Source organism: Pectobacterium actinidiae, assembly GCF_000803315.1.
GTDB lineage: Bacteria > Pseudomonadota > Gammaproteobacteria > Enterobacterales > Enterobacteriaceae > Pectobacterium > Pectobacterium actinidiae.
This window is the reverse complement of the sequence record NZ_JRMH01000001.1, coordinates 3,050,913-3,067,953: the sequence shown is the minus strand read 5'-3', so window position 1 is coordinate 3,067,953 and position 17,041 is coordinate 3,050,913. Positions and strand designations below refer to the sequence as shown.

The window sequence follows — 17,041 nt, the reverse complement described above, 5'->3', positions numbered from 1 at the left end:
GGATAAGAAATGATCGCAGAATTTGAAACGCGCATTCTGGCGCTGATTGATGACATGGTAGAGCATGCCAGCGATGACGAACTGTTTGCTGGCGGCTATTTGCGTGGTCATCTGACGGTGTCGGTGGCAGAAGCGGAAGAGAACGGTGAACAGACGCTCGAAGCACTGCATGTGCGCGTTAGCGACAGCATTAATAACGCCATCAAAAACGGTGAACTGTCACCGCCGGATCAGGTGTTGGTTAACGGGATGTGGGAGCGTCTGTTCCAGCAAGCGCAGAATAACACCCACTGATTTCCATGTGTGCTAATCGTTAATCTGTCAGTGCTGGTTTAGTAGAACCAGCACAGTTTTCTTCCCCATTAATCCTTCGTGACAGGCTTACCTTTCAGCAGTTTCCTTATCCAGAATCGATTCGGGTTGAGTGCGGCGAGCGTGTCGCGATCCAGCGGCAGTGGTTCGCCATACATTTGCGAGGCCAGAATTTCCGCCGCGAGTGGGGCGGAGCAGAGGCCGCGTGAGCCTAACGCGCCGATGATAAACAGATCTTGCCAATAGGGTGCGTTTGGCACGGTGTTGGCACGGTGTTGAGGATGCAGTCGATCTTCATACGCAGCCAGCGTTTGTTCATAGTCTGGTACGGCACCAAGCAGCGGTAGATGATCGCGCAGCGCGCAGCGGACACCCTGACGCGCTTGCGCATCGCTGACATCGACCGTCTTGGCCCAGTCGACGTCAGGCAGACAATTCAGCAGGCGCTGGCGATTCTCTTGCTGCTCGTCTTCCCGATATTCACAGTGTGTTTCGCCCCGTAAATAGCTCGCCCCGATGCAGTGCGTCTGATGCTGCGGACTCACTGGCGTCAGATAGCCGTCGTAGCACAGCACCTGTTTGAGCTGCCCTAGCACCGGGTTGGTCGGAATATGGCTGACCTGCCCGCGCACGGCGTAGGCGGGTAAATGGCGGGTTTGTGACCAGTCGGTAATGTGATAACCATTTGCCAGTACCACGACCGCATGGTTTATCTGTTGGCCTGTGCTCAGGGTGAGCGCCCAGCCGTCGTCCGTTTTCTCCAGTGTGGAAATGGCCGTACTCATCTGTACCGACAGACCGTTTTGCTCCGCCAGCTTCAGCGCAGAAGCCGTTAGCTCTGCCGGGCACAGCCAACCGCCGTCAGGATAAGTGATGCCGTTTACGCCGGGGTTCAGGCCGCTCTGATTTTCCAGTTGCTGTGCATCCACGCTGACGACCAGCGCTTCCGGCCATTCCCCTTGCAGGATCTGTTCGATTTTACGCGCACTTTTTTCATCCCAGGCAAGCTGGCTGACGCCGCACCACTGATGCTCAAATGCCAATCCCTGCTGTGCCAGCGTGGTGTAGCGACGATGGGCAAAGTCAAAAGCGAGGGAGAAAAAACGGGACACCGCATCGTGCCGATTATTCAACAGAGGATATAACGCACCCTGACGATTGCCGGAGGCACCCGTGGCAGGTTCTGTGTCCGCGCAATAGAGCGTGACATTTGCCCCGCGACGTTGCAGAGCCAGTGCCGTGAGCACGCTGGCGATGCCGCCGCCGATAATCGCAATATCCCCAGTCGTGCTGGCGGCGGGGCGTGCATACCACGGCGTCGGCGACGTGACGGGAAGCGTATCAGGAAGAATGCCGCTCAGCATTTCACGTTTCTGCCCGAATCCTTTGATTTTGCTGACCTGAAATCCCGCCTGTTGTAAACCGCGACGCACAAAGCCTGCGGCAGTAAAGGTGGCGAATGTGCCTTCTTTACAGCACAAACGTGCCATTGCCTGAAACAGATTATCCGTCCACATGTCTGGGTTTTTGGAGGGCGCGAAGCCATCCAGAAACCAGGCGTCGACCTGATGGTTCTGCGTATCATCCAGCTCAGGCAGTAGGACGTTAACGTCACCGAACCATAAATCGAGCGTGATAGTACCTTGCGCCAGAATCAGACGATGGCAGCCCGGCAGCGGTAGCGGCCATTGCTCTCGCAGTTCATCTGCGAATGCGGCTAACTCCGGCCACTGCGCGTGTGCGTCAGCCAAATCATGCCGACGCAAGGGGAATTTCTCGAAGCTAATGAAATGCAGGTGTCGCAATGTCGCCTGTGGCTGCTGTTGACGGAAGTCCGCAAAAGCCTGCCACAGCGTCAGAAAATTCAGACCCGTGCCAAAACCAGTTTCTGCTATCACACAGGCTGTGCGTGGGTGTGTGGTGAAACGTTCAGGAAACTGATTGCCCTTTAAAAACACATAACGGGTTTCTGCCAACCCATCCTGATTCGAAAAATAGACGTCATCAAACTGTTGCGATACAGGTGTACCCTGAGCGTTCCAACTTAACGACGCGTGTTGGATGGGGAGGTTGGTCACGACAAAAAGCTCATTATTCAAGTGATGATGAGATTCTATCGAGCTGAATATTGTGGCGCAAATTTAGCAATGATTTCGCGATAGTTTGGCTGATCGGACTTGTTCAGCTTACAACTGTACGCTAAAGTGCGAGGCGAAATCCCAAACTCTATAAGTGGAAGAAGAGGTATTAAATGAAACGTGCAGTGATTACTGGCCTGGGGATCGTATCAAGCATCGGTAATAACCAGCAGGAAGTTCTGGCATCATTGCGGGAAGGCCGCTCGGGCATTACTTTCTCTCAAGAGCTGAAAGATTCCGGCATGCGTAGTCACGTCTGGGGGAATGTCAAACTGGACACCACTGGCCTCATCGATCGCAAAGTTGTGCGTTTTATGAGTGATGCATCGATTTATGCTTACTTATCCATGGAGCAGGCGATTCAAGATTCCGGGCTGTCTGATGAGGTTTATCAGAATAACCCACGCGTTGGACTGATTGCCGGTTCTGGCGGTTCTGCGCGTTATCAGGTATTCGGTGCTGACGCTATGCGTAGCCCGCGCGGTCTGAAAGCTGTTGGCCCTTACGTGGTGACCAAGTCCATGGGTTCTGCGGTATCCGCTTGTCTGGCAACGCCATTCAAAATTCACGGTGTGAACTATTCCATCAGCTCTGCCTGTGCGACGTCTGCACACTGCATCGGTAACGCGGTTGAGCAAATCCAGATGGGCAAACAGGACATCGTATTCGCTGGCGGTGCCGAAGAACTGTGCTGGGAACTGGCCTGTGAATTTGATGCGATGGGTGCACTGTCGACCAAATACAATGAAACACCAGAAAAAGCGTCCCGTACCTATGACGCTGGTCGCGATGGTTTCGTGATTGCAGGCGGGGGCGGCATGGTCGTCGTCGAAGAACTGGAACACGCACTGGCTCGCGGCGCGCACATCTACGCGGAAGTGGTCGGCTACGGCGCGACGTCTGACGGCGCGGATATGGTTGCCCCATCGGGTGAAGGTGCGGTTCGCTGTATGAAGATGGCGATGAACGGTGTGGATACGCCGATCGATTACCTGAACTCTCATGGTACTTCTACACCTGTTGGCGATGTGAAGGAATTGGGGGCGATTCGCGAAGTGTTTGGCGATAACTCGCCTGCTATTTCCGCGACGAAAGCGATGACCGGTCACTCTCTGGGCGCGGCTGGCGTTCAGGAAGCCATTTACTCACTGTTGATGCTGGAACACGGTTTTGTTGCACCGAGCATCAACGTGGAAAATCTGGACGAGCAGGCTGCTGGCCTGAACATCGTGACTGAACCGACGGAGCGTAAATTGACCACGGTGATGTCTAACAGCTTCGGTTTTGGTGGTACGAATGCGACGCTGGTCATGAGAAAACTCGATAAGTAATCGTTTTATCTCACTGACAAATACAAACCCCGTAGGCGTAAGCCGCGGGGTTTTTTGTGCGTGATGAAGCTTAACGGAGCTTGCCCATTTTTTTGATGGCTGTCGTGACATCCTGCATGGCATCATTTGCCGCCTGACTAATGCCTCCCAGTTGGAAAAAGCCGTGAATGACCCCCAAATAGCGCCGACCCTGTGTAGGGACACCCTGTTCGGTTAACGCGCGGAACAACGCTTCTCCCTCGTCTCTTAGCGGATCATATTCTCCGGTAAGGATCAGGGTCGACGGCAGTCCGGCTAATGGATTATGCATTGCCGGGCTAGCTTCGCAATGGCTGGCGGGTAAAGAAGCAAAATAGGCTTCATAGCCACTCATCAATGTCTCTCGGGTGATCACATAGTCTGTGCCATTGGTACGGTAGCTGTCGCTACTGGCGGTAGCATCTAACATTGGGTAGATCAAGATCTGTCCGCAGGGCTGAAATGCGCCGCGATCGCGTAACCGTATCGCCGTCACTAACGCCAGATGTCCCCCAGCGCTGTCACCCATCAAGATGATACGGTTAGGGTCAATATCCAGCATCTCGGCGCGCTCATGGATCATTTCGGCAGCCTGGTAGGCATCATCATGTGCTGCCGGGTAGCGATGTTCCGGTGCTAAACGGTATTGCACGGCAATGACCTTGCAGCCGCTATGAAAAGCGATATTGCGTAATTGACAGTCATGTGTCGCGAAACCTCCGCTGACGAAACACCCGCCGTGGTAGTAAATCACGGCCGCAGCATGTGGCTGTGCGTTTGGGGGCGTGTAAAGCCGCAACGTGAGTGATTGCCAGTGTATCTCTTCGCAATGGACACCAGGCGGTACATCTCCTGCCAGCACGGTACTGGCGATATACCCTTCACGACGTTCTGCAAACGTTTGGTTTTTTACTGACGGGCGGCCTTCGCGGATAAACGTATTGACGAGTTCGGCAATGTTTGGCTCTAGTGTCATTTTATGTCCTTTGACTGAAAGCAAGCGGAGCGGAATGATGATGGTGCGCAGCCCTATTGTGCGCTACAGCAACACCCAAAGCAGAAATGCCGCCACGCAGGTGCTGACAATCACCAAAAACATCGGCTTATGAAACAGGGATTGCCAACTGAGCGGCAGTGAGGCAATCAGCGGGTTAAACAGCGGATGCAGCAACGATGAGGTGGTCGTCCAGTCCGTTTCCTGTGAACGTTGGATACGCTGGGTAAACAGGAGCGTCAGCAGATCGCTGACCTGCATCGGCGTCAGCGGAGTGTGTAATCCAATATTGAAGCGATTCTGCGAGTAATCCATCAATAAGTGCTGTTCCTGCGCGGTCAGAGGCTGTTGTAACAAAGCCTGCAACGGGGCGAGATTCGGGGACAACAGTGCATTCTGTGCCGATAGCGGCTGTGATGACAGACTCGCATTAGCCGTATTGATAATGTTAGTTGTCAGCGGCTCTGGCGATGCACCCGCTGTGCCGGCATGCGTCGATGCTCCCTGTGGCGCTGGCGAAGTGGCGCGCAGCAGCGTTTGCGTCTGTTGTAGCTCAACCTGTGCTTGCAGGAACTGCGTGATCAGCGGCAGATGTTTGAACGGGATGGCGTCGCCGGGGCTAAGATTCTGCATTGTCATCAGATTGTTCAGCACTCTTGCTGGCTGTTCCCCCGTCATGGTCGCTAATCGAGTGACTAACTGATTTAAGCCGCGCTGTTCCGTAGGAGAAAGCGGGCGATCGGGCGAGTTGGCGGCCTGAGCGGTTTGTGACGCTGCCGCTGAGGCCGTTGACTGAGGAATTTGCCCGTTTTGCAGCAGCGTAACAACCTGCTGTAGCTGCGTTTTATTCAGCGCGCTTAGCGTGGTGCTGCCGAACTGTTGCTGGATGAAATTGCTGACCGCCTGACGATTATTTCCCTGAGACAGCATATCTGTCAGGCGCTGAAGCAGCTGTTGACGTCCACCGCTATCTTGCGCCTGCGTTAAGCGCGTCTGGAGTATCTGCTCGGCAGGCTGGTAATGGCGGGACAGCAGTTCATTATTTTCTGCCAGCCCTAACCCCTGTTTTACCGTCGTCCAGACTTCCGCTGCCTTTGATGTGGTCAGCGAGGCAACTTTAAGTACCAGATTTTCCAGCGTTGTGCGCTGCGCCAGCGTCAGCGGTCGATCGCCGTTGGCGGAACCCGCAGTGCTTGGGGCGGATGAAGTTGGTGATGTGGTGGTCGGCGTCACTGAACGTTCGCCGGGCAGCGGGGCACCTGGGCCACTGACAGGTTGCATATTGATTATCCTCACTGCCGTCATGATTGAGATGAATCATAGCAATCTCCCGTGACGGCCGATAGTCAGACGTCGCCTAAAACGGCACTAATCTCATGAGGGGCTTATGCGCTACGCCCTAATGGGATGCGTAAACGCTGAGCGAGGATAACGCCGAGTAGCGTGATGCCCCCACCAACCAGATGATAATGGTGCAAAGGCTCGTGCAAAAAGCCAATCGCGATCATCGCCGCAAAGATCGGCGTCAGATTCATAAAGATGGCGGCTTTGCTGGCTCCCAGACGCATCACCCCCTGAATCCACAAAAAAGGTGCAATGATTGAAGCCATGATGCCAGCGAAAATCACTAGCGGCAGATTGTCGGCATTGAGCTGCACATTGTCCGTCAGCAGAAAGTTCGGGATCAGCACGACTACGCCAAAGGCAATTTGCACATAGAGCGACACCCAGTTGGGCAACGGGATGCTCCAGCGTTTGGTTAACACACCATAGAGTGCATAGGACAGCGACGCGCAAAACATCATGAATTCGCCGGGGCCGATACCCTGCGCCAGAATCTGTTCTGGATGTCCCTCACCGATCAGCCAGACAATCCCGGCCAGCGACAGCAGGCTACCGAGCACGACGCCCAGTGTGGGAGCCAGACGCAGCAGAGGGATACTGAGCAGGACGGTGAGTAGTGGGACTAATGACCCCATGATTCCCATCATCACGGCGCTGATCGTGTGTGCCGCGTAATAGGCCAGACTTTGATACAACACCATGCCAAGCAGACCCAACACGAGCAGTTTCCAGGCGTGTTGACGAATAGCCACCGCATGGTGGCGAAGCGTTGGCAGCATGAACGGCGTCATGACCAGGAACGCAAGCAGCCAGCGATAAAACGAGATAGCGGCCGGGTCAATAACGCTCGCGGAGAGCTTATTGACGATGACGTTAATTGACCAGATCAGGACGGCAATGGTGGGAAATAGGGCGTTCAACGTTGGGTTTCTCATCACAGACCAGACGGAAAACGCACCAATTGCCAGTCTGGTCGATAAAAATGGGGCAAGTGCGGCAGTGGTAAACAACATAGCAGAGCCACATGATAGCTATCAACCATGTATGACGATCGGCCTGTAGTGGGTTCAACCTGATAGGACGTTCAGCGGGGGGCGGTAAATTCCCGTTTATCGGGCGGACCGATGAAGGGAAGATATCGCGTTGTAATTGCCTTGGGTTTCTGCACCATTCGGTGGCAAAATATCTCCCCGCTTTTTTTGGCTGGCTACCGATGTCGGAGAAGACAATGAAGATTCTGGTTGATGAGAATATGCCGTATGCCCGCGAGCTATTTAGCCGTCTGGGTGAAGTACAGGCCGTGCCGGGACGTCCTTTACCGCGCGATCTGCTGGCAGAGGCCGATGCGTTGATGGTGCGTTCGGTCACGAAAGTGAACGCGGATCTGCTGTCTGGTTCGGCGGTAAAATTTGTCGGCAGCGCGACGGCAGGCACCGACCATGTCGATGACACCTGGCTTAACGCCAACGGTATTGCGTTTTCTGCTGCCCCGGGCTGTAACGCCATCGCGGTAGTGGAGTACGTATTTTCTTCTTTGCTGATGCTAGCCGAGCGCGATGGCTTCCAACTGCGTGATAAAACCGTCGGGATTGTCGGCGTGGGTAATGTTGGCAGACGTCTGGATGCGCGTCTGAAAGCCTGGGGCGTGAAAACACTGTTGTGCGATCCGCCGCGAGCCGATCGCGGTGAGGCGGGCGATTTCCTGCCGCTCGACACGCTGGTGCGTGATGCCGACATTCTGACGCTGCATACGCCGCTGTATCTCGACGGCCCGTATCGTACTCACCATTTGGTTGATGCCGCCGTACTGAACGCGTTTGCGGACGGACGTATTCTGATTAACGCCTGTCGTGGCCCAGTGGTGGACAATGCGGCACTGCTTGAGGTGTTGCAACAGGGTAAAAAACTCAGCGTCATTCTTGATGTATGGGAGCCGGAACCTGCGTTATCGACCGACTTGCTGGCGCGGGTAGACATCGGCACCGCGCATATCGCCGGTTATACTTTGGAAGGGAAAGCGCGCGGCACCACTCAGGTGTTTGAGGCATGGAGCGAGTTTATCGGAACCCCGCAGCAGGTGGCGCTTTCGTCACTTTTGCCTGCACCAGAGTATGCCGACGTGACATTGACCGCACCGCTGGATGAGGCGCTGCTAAAACGTCTGGTGCATCTGGTGTATGATGTGCGCCGGGACGATGCGTTGCTACGCCACGTTGCGCATCAGGAAGGCGAATTCGATCGCCTGCGTAAACATTATCAGGAACGACGTGAATGGTCGTCACTCCATGTTATCTGTGCCGATGCTGACAGCGCAGATTGCCTGAACGCGCTGGGATTCACGGCGTCAGTGCGGGATGCACGTTAACGGCGCGTCCTCTGGCGACAGTGTTGCGCGAGTATCACCCTTTTTATTCATAAACCGACAGACGGCGTCACTATCGTCTGTCGGTTTCATTCATGATTTGTGTTTCATTCAAAATTTGGGAGAGAACCAAATGTCTGACGGCTGGAATATTGCTCTGCTGGGCGCAACGGGCGCAGTAGGCACGGCGTTACTGGAATTATTGCAGGAACGCGAATTCCCAGTGGGTGAACTGTATCCGCTGGCCAGTGAACGTAGCGCGGGTGAAACCATACGTTTTAACGGCAAATCCTGTCTGGTCACCGATGTGGCTGATTTTGACTGGTCACAGGCGCAGTTGGCATTTTTTGTCGCTGGTCAGGATGTCAGCGCCCGCTATGCGGAAGACGCGGGGGACGCGGGCTGTCTGGTTATCGACAGCAGCGGTCTGTTTGCGCTGGAGCCGGATGTCCCGCTGGTTGTGCCCGGCGTAAATACGCATACGCTGGCAGATTATCGTAACCGCAATATTGTTGCGGTGGCCGACAGCCTGACTAGCCAACTGCTGACGGCGATTAAGCCGTTGACCGATGCGGCTGGGCTCTCGCGCCTGCATGTCGTCAATATGCTATCGGTTTCCGCACTCGGTAAAGCGGCGATAGACGATCTGGCCGGACAAAGCGCCCGTCTGCTGAATGGTGTTCCGCCTGAGGCTGGGCTTTTCCCGAAACAGCTGGCATTCAATCTGTTGCCTTTACTGCCTGATGAAGCGGGCAGCGTGCGTGAAGAACGCGCTCTGGTCGATCAGGTGCGTAAAGTCTTGCAGGATGACGGATTGCCGATTTCAGTGACCTGTATTCAGTCCCCTGTGTTCTATGGTCACGCGCAGGTTGTTCATCTTGAATCACTGCGTCCGCTGTCTGCGGAAGAAGCGCGTGATGAGCTGCTCAATGCCGGGAATATCGAGGTAAGCGATGAGCAGGATTACCCGACGCAGGTGGGTGATGCGTCCGGCAATGGGCAACTGAGCGTCGGCTGTTTGCGTAATGATTACGGTATTCCTGAGCTACTGCAATTCTGGTCGGTTGCCGATAACGCTCGCTTTGGCGGCGCGCTGATGGCGGTGGAAACGGCAGAATATCTGGTGCAGGAGTATCTCGGGTAATGTCGGAAACCACTCAGGCGGAGGCTACTCAGGCCGATGCCGCTGCGGAAAACGAACGTGCCCCGCTGAAAATTGCGCTCGGCATTGAGTACGACGGTAGCCTCTATTATGGCTGGCAGCGTCAGGTTGATGTCGCTAGCGTGCAGGCCTGTCTTGAAAAGGCGCTGAGCAAAGTCGCGGATGAACCGATAGAGGTGTTTTGCGCCGGGCGAACCGATGCTGGCGTTCACGGCACCGGGCAGGTTGTGCATTTCACCACGCATGCGATCCGAAAAGATGCCGCCTGGACGATGGGCGTGAATGCAAATTTACCGCCGGATATCGCCGTGCGTTGGGTGAAAACGGTAGATGAGGATTTCCACGCGCGTTTCAGCGCGACGGCGCGTCGCTACCGCTACGTCATCTATAATCACCGCTATCGTCCTGCGGTGCTTTCGCGTGGTATGACACATTTTTATCACCCGTTAGACGTGGAACGCATGGAGCGTGCCGGGCAATGTCTGCTGGGGGAAAATGATTTTACCTCTTTTCGGGCGGTGCAGTGCCAGTCACGTACGCCGTGGCGCTATGTAAATCATTTAAAGGTTACACGTCACGGTGACTATATCGTGGTAGATATTAAGGCCAATGCGTTCGTTCATCATATGGTGCGTAATATCGTGGGTAGCCTGATGGACGTCGGCTGTGGCAATCGCCCCGAGTCGTGGATTGCAGAGCTGCTGGCGGCCAAAGATCGTACGCTGGCTGGCGCAACGGCCAGAGCCGAAGGGCTGTATTTGGTGGCGGTAGATTATCCCGCGCGTTTTGCTTTGCCGCAGCCTACGATGGGGCCACTCTTTTTAGCTGATTGACGTTTTTTGTTGTAGCGAGTGCGTCTTTTACCTGTTGCACGCTGCCAGATGGCCGTAGGCCAAAAGGCAGCGTGCGATGCGTATTAAGGACGATGCTATTCAGCGTGCTATACGCAAGGCAACACGGATAGTGCGGCTGCTTTGCGTATATCGACCGCGTGCGTTCGATAGAGACTTTGGGAGAAGAAGTTGTGATGGAGTTTATACAGTTTATTATTGATTTTATTCTGCACATTGACGTTCACCTGGCGGAACTGGTGGCGCAATATGGTGTCTGGGTTTATGCCATTTTGTTCCTGATTCTGTTCTGTGAGACTGGGCTGGTGGTGACGCCGTTTTTACCAGGAGATTCGCTGCTGTTTGTCGCTGGGGCGCTGGCGGCGCTGCCGTCGAATGATTTGAATGTGCACACGATGGTGTTCCTGATGATTGTTGCCGCGATTACGGGCGATGCGGTGAACTACACGATTGGACGACTGTTCGGCGAGAAGCTGTTTAGCAACCCGAACTCAAAGATTTTCCGCCGCAGCTATCTGGATAAAACGCATGCGTTTTACGCGCGTCACGGTGGCAAGACGATAATTCTGGCGCGCTTTGTCCCGATTGTGAGAACATTTGCGCCGTTTGTCGCCGGGATGGGGCACATGAGCTATCGGCATTTTGCGGCCTATAATGTCATTGGTGCGCTGTTGTGGGTGTTGTCATTCACCTATGCGGGCTACCTGTTTGGCGATTTGCCTGTGGTGCAGGAAAATTTGAAATTACTGATTGTCGCGATTATTTTCCTCTCTATCCTGCCGGGCATTATTGAGATTGCCCGTCACCGTAGAGCGGCTTCGCGCGGCAATGTGAAATAAGTGAAGTATTTTAACATCCGGTTTGACCAGTTTTTTATCCACAGTACCGGAACGTTATGGTTTAATGGGCAGCATTTATGGTCTGTTCTTGGGAACACCCTGGGTGCCGATGCCTTTGTACCGCGATTGTCGTGCGTCTCAGGCATTTTTTCATTGGCAATGTTGTCAGGGAATAACATGAACAGCGGACTGGCATTTGCCAGGTTCAAGCAGAAAGGTTATCAATGAGCTGGATTGAACGAATTCTTAACAAAAGCAATATTACACCGACCCGTAAAGCGAACATCCCTGAAGGGGTCTGGACAAAATGTGATAGCTGCGGTCAGGTTCTTTATCGTGCTGAGTTGGAGCGCAATCTGGGTGTCTGCCCGAAGTGCGATCACCATATGCGCCTTTCCGCGCGCGCCCGTTTACAGGCTTTTCTGGATAAAGAAAACACTGTCGAGCTGGGAAGCGAACTGGAACCTAAGGATGTCCTGAAATTCCGGGATTCCAAAAAATATAAAGATCGTCTGGTTTCTGCACAGAAACAGTCCGATGAGAAAGATGCGCTGGTCGTGATGAAAGGCACGCTGTACGGCATGCCGATTGTTGCCGCGTCATTTGAGTTCTCTTTCATGGGCGGTTCAATGGCGTCTGTTGTGGGTGCGCGTTTTGTGCGTGCCGTTGAGCAGTCGTTGGAAGACGGTTGTCCGCTGGTGTGCTTCTCCGCCAGTGGCGGTGCGCGTATGCAGGAAGCGCTGATGTCGCTGATGCAAATGGCGAAAACCAGTGCGGCATTGGCAAAAATGCGCGATCGCGGCTTGCCTTACATTTCTGTGCTGACCGACCCAACCATGGGCGGTGTTTCCGCGAGTCTGGCGATGCTGGGCGACCTGAACATTGCCGAGCCGAAAGCGCTGATCGGTTTTGCTGGCCCACGCGTTATCGAACAAACCGTGCGTGAAAAACTGCCGCCGGGCTTCCAGCGCAGTGAATTCCTGATTGAGAAAGGGGCGATCGATATGATCGTTCGTCGTCCAGAAATGCGCTACAAGCTGGCCACCATTCTTGCCAAACTGACGAACCATCCAGAACCGGGCAACGATGACGTGGAAATCCGCAGCGATGCGCCGTCTGAATCATCACAGGATGACGCATAATTGACATGATGGGCAGGACGTGTGGTACTCGACCACGTCGTTCTCGACCGAGTAGCAATACGCACGCTCTGCCCGCAATGAACCGTAAGCTAGTGAACGGGACTCATGGATACTCTTCAAATACCTCAAGCCACGTCACCTTTGGTCACGTGGCTTCATTATCTTGAGCACCTGCACGCTCAGGCCATTGATTTAGGCTTGGATCGCGTTAAGCAGGTTGCCGAACATCTCCAACTGCTCCAGCCTGCCGCGACGATTTTCACCGTCGCGGGGACAAACGGCAAAGGAACGACCTGCTGTACGCTGGAGTCCATTCTGTTAGCCGCCGGGCTGCGGGTGGGGGTGTACAGTTCTCCTCATCTTGTTCGCTATACCGAGCGAGTACGTATTCAGGGCAAAGAATTGCCTGAAGCGCTGCATACTCAGGCGTTTGCGGATATCGAAGCCGGAAGAGGGGCGGTATCGCTTACCTACTTTGAATTCGGTACGCTGTCGGCGCTGCAACTCTTTAAGCAGGCGAATCTGGATGTCGTTATTCTGGAAGTAGGGCTAGGCGGGCGGTTGGATGCCACCAATATTGTGGATGCGGATGTCTCCGTGGTAACCAGCATCGCCATCGACCATACCGATTGGTTAGGTAACGATCGGGAAAGCATTGGTCGCGAGAAAGCTGGGATATTCCGGCAGGGTAGACCAGCCGTTGTTGGCGAGCCGGATATGCCGGGAACGATTGCCGACGTTGCCGCTGAGAAAGGGGCGCAGTTGCGCCGTCGTGGTCGCGACTGGGAATATTCAATGCAGCGCGAGACGTGGAGCTGGCAGGATAAACAGCGCGAGCTGTCACGACTGCCGTTACCCAACGTTCCGTTAGCCAATGCCGCAACGGCACTGGCTGCATTGCACTACTCTTCACTCAACGTGACTGAGGAAGCGATTCGACAAGGCTTGCAGCACGCAGTATTACCCGGTCGTTTTCAGACTGTGCAGGAGTCACCGCGATTGATTCTTGATGTTGCACACAATCCTCATGCGGCAGCGTATTTGGCAAACCGTTTGGCCGGGCTGCCGAAAACCGGAAAAGTGCGGGCTGTCGTTGGTATGCTGTCGGACAAAGACATCGCCGGTACGCTGGCCCACTTAACACCGGTGGTAGATGAATGGTATTGCGCACCGCTGGAAGGGCCGCGTGGCGCAACGGCGCAGCAGATTGCCGAGCACCTGACGCGCAGTCAATCGTTCTCCGATGTTGTTACCGCCTGGCAGCAGGCGATGTCCGAGGCGACGGAGCAGGATATCGTCATTGTGTGTGGATCTTTTCATACGGTAGCGCATGTGATGGAAGCGCTGGATGAGGAGAAGGCGAATGGCGAGTAAATTTCAGAATCGGCTGGTCGGCACGGTTATTCTGGTCGCGCTGGGCGTGATCGTCTTACCCGGCCTGTTGGACGGCAAGAAAAAGCACTACGAGGACGAGTTTGCATCGATTCCGCTGATCCCCAAACCGGGTGACAGCAATGAGATGGAAGCGCTGCCTGCGCTGAACCCGTCGCTGCCACCGGAAGGGGCGGAGGCAGCAATGCAAAACAGTGCGGAAGCCGAAGCACCTGATGCGAGATCATCGACAACGACAGCACCTGAAACCACGACGCAGGCGCCGCCGTCGTCTCATTCTGGCACGAATACGCCAGCCATGACGGCACCGCCAGTGGTGGTTGAGCGTCCACCGGTTCAGACACCAACGCCGGTGACGCCGAAGCCTCAGCCAAAACCTGAGGTGAAACCGAAGCCAGAGCCTAAACCGGAACCCAAACCGGAAGTGAAGCCTGAAACGCAGCCGACGCAGCAAGCGCCTGTCGGACAGGCCTATATTGTGCAGCTTGGTGCGCTGAAAAATGCGGATAAGGTGAATGAGATTGTCGCTAAGCTGCGTCTGTCTGGCTACCGCGCGTATACCGTGCCATCAACGCCGGTTTCAGGCGAAATTACCCGTATTTACGTGGGGCCAGATGCCTCGAAGCAGAAGCTGGAGTCTTCACTGGGCGAGTTGAAACAGCTCAGCGGGCTAAGCGGGCAGGTACGAGCACATTCTGTTCGTTAACGTCGTAGCGTGATGATTACGTGATGGATGGTTCGCAGTCGGTCACGTAAGTAAAAGCAGGCTGCGGGGATGAGGTTCACATCAGTGATACGTCGCCCCGCATCTGTTTTAAGATGCCTGCTATGAGTTTTGAAATGCCGATCGTTGATAGAATCAGGCATGACGTCTTGTCGGTTTTTTCGCCTGATCATCTATCGATGAAATCGGCGGAAATACGCTACGCAAACGTTTTCTTTTTCTGTTAGAATGCGCCGCGAACAGGATGACGTAGCGGCTTATCGGTAGCATCGTTCATTATTAGGATAGTTCATGGTTTGGGTTGATTACGTCATTATTGGCATCATCGGATTTTCGGCTCTGGTTAGCCTGATCCGGGGGTTTGTTCGCGAAGCGCTGTCGTTAGTAACCTGGGGATGTGCTTTTTTTGTTGCCAGTCATTACTACGCTTACCTTGCGGTCTACTTCACCCGTTTTGATGATGAGCTGGTGCGTAACGGCATTGCGATTGCCATTCTGTTTATTGCAACGTTGATTGTGGGAGCTATCGTCAACTATGTGATTAGTTCACTGGTTGAACGTACTGGATTATCCGGCACCGATCGCGTTCTGGGCATCTGTTTTGGTGCGCTGCGCGGGGTGCTGATCGTTTCCGCACTGCTATTCTTTCTGGATACGTTCACTGGTTTTTCACAAAGTGATGACTGGAAACAATCCCAGTTAATCCCGCAGTTCAGTTATATTATCAGGTGGTTTTTTGACTACCTGCAAAGCACGTCAAGTTTCTTGCCGCAGCATTTAACGCTGCGGTAGCGCTGATGAGGAAAAGACACCATGTGCGGTATTGTCGGTATCGCCGGTTTTACACCGGTCAACCAGTCGATTTATGACGCGTTAACGGTGTTGCAACACCGTGGGCAGGATGCTGCGGGTATTGTGACCATCGATGCCTTTAATTGTTTTCGCCTGCGTAAAGCCAATGGCCTGGTGAAGGATGTGTTTGAAGCGCGGCACATGCAACGCTTGCAGGGAAACATGGGGCTTGGCCATGTGCGTTATCCGACCGCGGGCAGTTCCAGCGCTTCGGAAGCACAGCCTTTCTATGTTAACTCTCCGTTCGGTATCACGCTGGCTCACAACGGTAACCTGACTAACGCCCACGAACTGCGTAAAAAGTTGTTCGAACAGGAGCGTCGTCACGTTAACACCACGTCTGATTCTGAAATTCTGCTGAATATTTTCGCCAGAGAGCTGGATCGTTTCCAACACTACCCGCTGGAAGCCGATAATATTTTTGCGGCCGTTGCCGCGACGCACCAGCAAATTCGCGGTGCCTATGCCTGTGTTGGCATGATTATCGGTCACGGTATGGTGGCTTTCCGCGATCCTAATGGGATTCGTCCTCTGGTTATCGGTAAGCGCGATCTGGAAGATGGCCGTAGCGAATATATGGTGGCGTCAGAAAGTGTCGCGCTGGATACGCTGGGCTTTGAATTTTTACGCGATGTGGCGCCGGGAGAAGCGATCTACATTACGGAAAAAGGGCAGTTGTTTACCCGCCAGTGCGCAGAGAATCCAAAGAGTAACCCGTGCCTGTTCGAATATGTCTACTTCGCTCGCCCAGATTCCTTCATCGATAAAATTTCGGTCTATAGCGCGCGTGTTCGCATGGGTCAGAAGCTCGGTGAAAAAATTGCACGCCAGTGGGAAGATCTCGATATTGATGTCGTGATCCCGATCCCTGAAACCTCTTGTGATATTGCGTTGGAAATCGCGCGCATTATCAACAAGCCGTATCGTCAGGGATTTGTGAAAAACCGCTATGTTGGCCGCACGTTTATCATGCCGGGACAGCAGGCGCGTAAGAAATCGGTACGCCGTAAGCTGAACGCCAACCGTGCTGAGTTCCGTGACAAGAATGTGCTGCTGGTGGATGACTCCATCGTGCGTGGTACAACGTCGGAGCAGATTGTGGAGATGGCGCGTGAAGCTGGGGCTAAGCGTGTTTATCTGGCTTCCGCTGCACCGGAAATTCGCTTCCCTAACGTGTACGGCATCGACATGCCAAGCGTCAATGAACTGATTGCCCACGGTCGTGAAGTGGATGAGATCTGTAAAATTATTGGCGCAGATGAGCTGATATTCCAGGATCTCGACGATCTGATTGAAGCCGCGCGTGAAGATAACCCGGATATCTCCCAGTTTGAATGCTCGGTGTTCAACGGCATTTACGTGACGAAGGATGTCGATCAAGGCTATCTGGATTATCTGGAAATGCTGCGTAACGACGATGCCAAAGCGCTGCGTAGCCAGAATGAAGTCGAAGATCTGGAATTGCACAACGAAGGTTAATCGCTAGTCGCACATTACGGCTGTATTGAAGGGGGAGGGCGCGAAAGTGTCCTCCCCCTTGTTGTATCTAGAGAAAATTTGTATCTAGAGAAAAATTGCAT

15 protein-coding genes are annotated in these 17,041 nt (G+C 54.0%); 11 read left to right on the top strand and 4 right to left on the bottom strand.

Annotated elements, in window-relative coordinates:
- Nucleotides 1-9: 9 nt before the first annotated feature.
- Nucleotides 10-294 carry a YfcL family protein gene (locus tag KKH3_RS13125; protein ID WP_039360320.1) on the top strand — a complete coding sequence of 95 codons (285 nt, stop codon included), beginning with the start codon at nucleotides 10-12 and terminating at the stop codon, nucleotides 292-294.
- Between the two features lie 68 nt (nucleotides 295-362).
- Here KKH3_RS13125 and mnmC read toward each other — a convergent pair whose 3' ends face one another.
- Nucleotides 363-2,390 (bottom strand): bifunctional tRNA (5-methylaminomethyl-2-thiouridine)(34)-methyltransferase MnmC2/FAD-dependent 5-carboxymethylaminomethyl-2-thiouridine(34) oxidoreductase MnmC1, encoded by a 2,028-nt coding sequence (gene mnmC / locus KKH3_RS13120; protein WP_039360316.1) that lies wholly within the window; start codon nucleotides 2,388-2,390, stop codon nucleotides 363-365.
- A gap of 173 nt (nucleotides 2,391-2,563) precedes the next feature.
- On the opposite strand from mnmC, the gene fabB reads away from it, so the two are divergent.
- Nucleotides 2,564-3,781, top strand: a complete 1,218-nt coding sequence (gene fabB / locus KKH3_RS13115; protein WP_039360313.1) for a beta-ketoacyl-ACP synthase I — start codon at nucleotides 2,564-2,566, stop codon at nucleotides 3,779-3,781.
- 70 nt (nucleotides 3,782-3,851) lie between these two features.
- Here the strand turns inward: fabB and KKH3_RS13110 are convergent, their stop codons facing one another.
- From KKH3_RS13110 to KKH3_RS13100, 3 genes are all read right to left on the bottom strand, one after another.
- Nucleotides 3,852-4,775: an alpha/beta hydrolase gene (locus tag KKH3_RS13110; RefSeq protein WP_039360309.1), complete on the bottom strand. Its 924-nt coding sequence runs from the start codon at nucleotides 4,773-4,775 to the stop codon at nucleotides 3,852-3,854.
- A gap of 63 nt (nucleotides 4,776-4,838) precedes the next feature.
- Complete coding sequence (flk, locus tag KKH3_RS13105; protein WP_039360306.1) at nucleotides 4,839-6,074, bottom strand: flagella biosynthesis regulator Flk; 1,236 nt, start codon at nucleotides 6,072-6,074, stop codon at nucleotides 4,839-4,841.
- A 104-nt stretch (nucleotides 6,075-6,178) separates the two neighbouring features.
- The gene (locus KKH3_RS13100) at nucleotides 6,179-7,150 is read right to left on the bottom strand and encodes a DMT family transporter (protein WP_039360304.1); all 972 of its coding nucleotides are present in this window, start codon (nucleotides 7,148-7,150) and stop codon (nucleotides 6,179-6,181) included.
- A 215-nt stretch (nucleotides 7,151-7,365) separates the two neighbouring features.
- Between KKH3_RS13100 and pdxB the strand changes: the two genes are divergently transcribed.
- The 9 genes from pdxB (at nucleotide 7,366) to purF (ending at nucleotide 16,940) form a co-directional block, all read left to right on the top strand.
- Nucleotides 7,366-8,502: a 4-phosphoerythronate dehydrogenase PdxB gene (pdxB, locus tag KKH3_RS13095; RefSeq protein WP_039360301.1), complete on the top strand. Its 1,137-nt coding sequence runs from the start codon at nucleotides 7,366-7,368 to the stop codon at nucleotides 8,500-8,502.
- A 130-nt stretch (nucleotides 8,503-8,632) separates the two neighbouring features.
- Nucleotides 8,633-9,643 (top strand): aspartate-semialdehyde dehydrogenase, encoded by a 1,011-nt coding sequence (locus tag KKH3_RS13090; protein ID WP_039360300.1) that lies wholly within the window; start codon nucleotides 8,633-8,635, stop codon nucleotides 9,641-9,643.
- The gene (truA, locus tag KKH3_RS13085) at nucleotides 9,643-10,494 is read left to right on the top strand and encodes a tRNA pseudouridine(38-40) synthase TruA (RefSeq protein WP_039360297.1); all 852 of its coding nucleotides are present in this window, start codon (nucleotides 9,643-9,645) and stop codon (nucleotides 10,492-10,494) included. The genes KKH3_RS13090 and truA overlap by 1 nt, the downstream gene beginning before the upstream one ends.
- A 194-nt stretch (nucleotides 10,495-10,688) precedes the next feature.
- Nucleotides 10,689-11,351: a DedA family protein gene (locus KKH3_RS13080; protein WP_010285058.1), complete on the top strand. Its 663-nt coding sequence runs from the start codon at nucleotides 10,689-10,691 to the stop codon at nucleotides 11,349-11,351.
- A 224-nt stretch (nucleotides 11,352-11,575) separates the two neighbouring features.
- Nucleotides 11,576-12,493: an acetyl-CoA carboxylase, carboxyltransferase subunit beta gene (gene accD, locus KKH3_RS13070; RefSeq protein ID WP_010285052.1), complete on the top strand. Its 918-nt coding sequence runs from the start codon at nucleotides 11,576-11,578 to the stop codon at nucleotides 12,491-12,493.
- Nucleotides 12,494-12,598: 105 nt separating this feature from the next.
- Entirely contained in the window at nucleotides 12,599-13,867 is a 1,269-nt protein-coding gene (gene folC / locus KKH3_RS13065; protein WP_039360295.1) for a bifunctional tetrahydrofolate synthase/dihydrofolate synthase, read from the top strand.
- A complete protein-coding gene (gene dedD / locus KKH3_RS13060; protein WP_039360292.1) occupies nucleotides 13,857-14,591 on the top strand; it encodes a cell division protein DedD in 735 nt (244 codons plus the stop codon). Before folC ends, dedD begins: the two co-directional genes overlap by 11 nt.
- A 309-nt stretch (nucleotides 14,592-14,900) precedes the next feature.
- On the top strand, nucleotides 14,901-15,401 hold the full coding sequence (cvpA, locus tag KKH3_RS13055) for a colicin V production protein (protein WP_039360289.1): 501 nt from the start codon (nucleotides 14,901-14,903) through the stop codon (nucleotides 15,399-15,401).
- Between the two features lie 21 nt (nucleotides 15,402-15,422).
- Entirely contained in the window at nucleotides 15,423-16,940 is a 1,518-nt protein-coding gene (gene purF, locus KKH3_RS13050; protein WP_039360287.1) for an amidophosphoribosyltransferase, read from the top strand.
- Nucleotides 16,941-17,041: the final 101 nt, after the last annotated feature.